The 2,695-nt window shown below is 64.1% G+C and carries 3 protein-coding genes; 1 reads left to right on the plus strand and 2 read right to left on the minus strand.

Going from position 1 to position 2,695, the window contains the following annotated elements:
- Positions 1–414, plus strand: a 414-nt coding sequence (locus tag AB4Y84_RS18790) for an SGNH hydrolase domain-containing protein (RefSeq protein ID WP_442250644.1), incomplete at its 5' end; no start/stop codon positions are given.
- Here the strand turns inward: AB4Y84_RS18790 and AB4Y84_RS18795 are convergent.
- On the minus strand, positions 387–1,178 hold the full coding sequence (locus AB4Y84_RS18795) for a FadR/GntR family transcriptional regulator (protein WP_442250645.1): 792 nt from the start codon (positions 1,176–1,178) through the stop codon (positions 387–389). The two genes, AB4Y84_RS18790 and AB4Y84_RS18795, sit on opposite strands and share 28 nt — an antisense overlap.
- A 102-nt stretch (positions 1,179–1,280) precedes the next feature.
- Positions 1,281–2,695: TonB-dependent receptor domain-containing protein (locus tag AB4Y84_RS18800; protein ID WP_442250646.1), on the minus strand; the 1,415-nt coding region annotated here is incomplete at its 5' end.

The raw sequence follows: 2,695 nt of genomic DNA on the forward strand, positions 1-2,695 counted from the left end.
GCTGTAGATGACGGCACGGCCCGGTCACAGATGGAACAATACAACGACGGCGTGACCAAACGCTTTGCCGAGTGGACGGGCGCCGGTTCTCGAATCTATGTGCTCCGCGACACTCCGCTCACGCTGCACCACAGCAGCCCGGATTGTGTCGCACTTAACCAGCAAAGTCCCACGGCGTGTGCCAACCCGCGCGCGGATGCCTTGCAGCCGGACCCTGTTGCGGTCGCAGCACGCGGCATGAGCAGCCCCGCCGTCAAGGTACTCGACCTCTCCGACCAGTTCTGCGACGACCACACCTGCCACGCAGTCATCGGCGGGTTGCAGGTCTACTACGACACGGATCACGCATCCCGAAGCTACATGCACTCCTTGGTGCCTGTGCTGGCTCAGCGGTTCAACGACGCCCAGCAGTAGGCTTCGCAGGCTCTCCAAGGTGCGTGCGGAAAGGAATTCCCGGACGAGTTCATGGGGCCGTCCCGACGGCACTGGTCAGGAGAATAGCGCTGCTTGAAGCGTGAGCCATTTCGTGCGTGAAAAACTAAGGCACGTCGACGTCGGTTTTTCTGCCGCATTTTCCGGTCTTGCCGAGGGCAGCGAGTCTGTCTTGGCATGTTTGAGCCGGTCCCTTGGAGCCTTTGAGGGTGATAACTTCGGCATGGTTGACGATACGGTCGATCACTGCCGAGGCGACGACCTGGCCACTGGAGACGTCTCCCCAATCCATCTAGAGGAGACACAGTGATACGCCGGGCGTCGCCGGGACCGGCGCCTGTGGCGGGACGATTCGGTTGCCCTCGCCTGATCGATCGTTCTTTGCATCTGCGATCGATCAGGTCCGGCCGGTTGCCGGCCTCATCGATATTGCTTGCCGCCAGCGCTGCGGCTTCCGCCTCGAATACGGCACGCGCCGCGGTCAGGTCGAAGGCGCTGATATCGGGCAGCCCGCCGGCAGCCTGGGCCGGGCGCGGCTTCACATAGACGCCCGAACCGATACGGATCGCGATCCAGCCCTGCGCTTCCAGGGCGATTTCCGCCTCACGGATGGTGACCCGGCTGACGCCGAAGCGTTCGGCAAGTTCACGTTCGCCCGGCAGGCGCGAACCCGACGGATATTCGCCATCCTCGATCAGCTTGCGGAGCTTGGCGGCGATGGTCTGGTAGAGACGGTTGGCGGACATGCGGCTGACCCTTGGCGGTTCCCTCCGGGCCCGTCCCCGGCCACCGGGCACGGTGCGGGTCCGGTTGGAGCGACGGCGCGACCATTGGCCGCGCCGCCCTGTTCAGAACTTGTATCGTACACCGAAATACGCGCGCCGCCCGTAGCTCACCACCTCGCGGAAATTCCCGTAAAGCGGCTGGTACGCCACGCGTGGCTCGTCGGTCAGGTTCATCAGTTCCAGCGACAGCGACAGCTGCTTGTTCACCCGGTAACGCAGGCGCAGGTCGACGCTGGTGTTGTCATCGTAGTAGCGGTTCTGCTGCGCCGTGTTGCCGGTGAAGTCCTGGTAATAGTGCGAACGGAACTTGCCGATGGCCTGGATGTTGAAGCGGCCCACATCCCAGTAGAGGGAACCGGACAGCACATGCCGCGAGAAGCCGCTCAGGCCGGCCGGCGGAACGATGGCCGGAATGATCGATCCATCGGCGGCCAACTGCTCGCCCAACCGCGAATCCTGCGTCTGGTAGTCGGCGTCGGCATAGTTGTAGCTGACCTTGAAGCCGAGGCCATCGAACGGCTTGGGCAGGTACGAGAACCGGTGGGTGGCACTGAGCTCGATACCGGTCAGGGTGCTGTCTTCATCGGTGGTCACCTGCTGGCGCACCGGCACGGTCACCGTCTGTCCGTTGAGGGTGTAGGTCTCCGGCACCAGCGCGGTGGCGGTGCCACCGTTGAACTGCTTCCAGTACACCGCACCGGCCAGCAGCGTATCCGGGTTCGCATACCACTCAAGCGAGACATCGCCGTTCCAGGACATCAGCGGCTGTGCAGCCGGATTGCCGCTGGCACTGATGTCGTCCAGCGCGTCGGCCAGGCCGGTATAGGTGGCATCGCTGCTGACATTGATGGTTCGCCCGGCACCGAGTGCGGCGATGTCCGGGCGTGACATCGCCCGGTACGCGCCCACCCGCAGCAACAGGTCCGGCTTCAGCTCGAACGCGGCATTCAGGCTTGGCAGCAGCTTGTCGTTGCCCGCCTTGAACACCTGGGTGGTGAAATCACCAGTGGGTTGCAGGCGGATCGTGCCGTCGCCGTTGTCGATGACCGCCAGGTCGGTGCGCACGCCTTCCGAACGCACGTCGGTCTTGACCCAGCGCAGGCCGACATTGCCGGTGACCGGCAGGCCGAACAGCGTGCTGCTGAATTCACCCATCAGGTACAGCGCGCGGGTTTTCTCGGTCACATCGACGTTGTTCGGGTCCTGGAAGTCCGGGTCCAGGCCACTGTCGCTGGTGCCGCGGAAGGACGCGTAGAGGCAGCTGGGATCGAAGTACGCCCACGAGGAGATCGTATTGCCGCTGGCCGCATCCATGAAGTCGTCCTGCGGGAACGGTGCACGGCAGGCACGGTTGGCGGCAATGATCTTCGCCTTGTCGGCCGCTACGCGCTGGTCGTAGTCGGTCACCAGGGTGTTGTCGCGCAGGCGGTAGTCGGCCTGGCTGGCGCGCACGCCGCCCTTGATGCGGGTGAAGAAAC

It is taken from the genome of Stenotrophomonas sp. 2YAF22, from assembly GCF_052114665.1.
Lineage (GTDB): Bacteria > Pseudomonadota > Gammaproteobacteria > Xanthomonadales > Xanthomonadaceae > Stenotrophomonas > Stenotrophomonas indicatrix.